The organism is Ureaplasma zalophigenitalium, from assembly GCF_025780055.1.
Classification (GTDB): Bacteria; Bacillota_I; Bacilli_A; order Mycoplasmatales; family Mycoplasmoidaceae; genus Ureaplasma; species Ureaplasma zalophigenitalium.
The window spans coordinates 1-255 of the sequence record NZ_JAOXHJ010000045.1 but is presented as its reverse complement, the minus strand read 5'-3'; the positions used below and the strand labels follow the sequence as shown (position 1 = coordinate 255).

Genomic DNA, 255 nt, shown 5'->3' with positions numbered 1-255 from the left:
TATTCTGGAGAACCTAATAATACCCCAGAAACATTTGTTGAAAAGAACTTTTCATCGCGATATTTAATATAACCAGCTCCAGCACCATCAGTAGTTCAGGTAATACAGTTTTCAAATAAATATTTATTATAATAACCCAAAAGTCCCTCATTTACTGTTTTAGAAGAATAAACCGGGTATTTAAACAGGGATGTTTTTATTTTGGATAATTTGTTAGTCGACACAACGGTTCCGCGTGTCAAAATAAACAAATCT

At 32.2% G+C, this 255-nt stretch carries 1 protein-coding gene; it reads right to left on the bottom strand.

The genetic code is table 4. The annotated features are described in order from the left end of the window. On the bottom strand, positions 1-224 hold a 224-nt coding region (locus OF365_RS03280), incomplete at its 3' end, for a restriction endonuclease subunit S (RefSeq protein WP_263818177.1). Positions 225-255 lie beyond the last annotated feature (31 nt).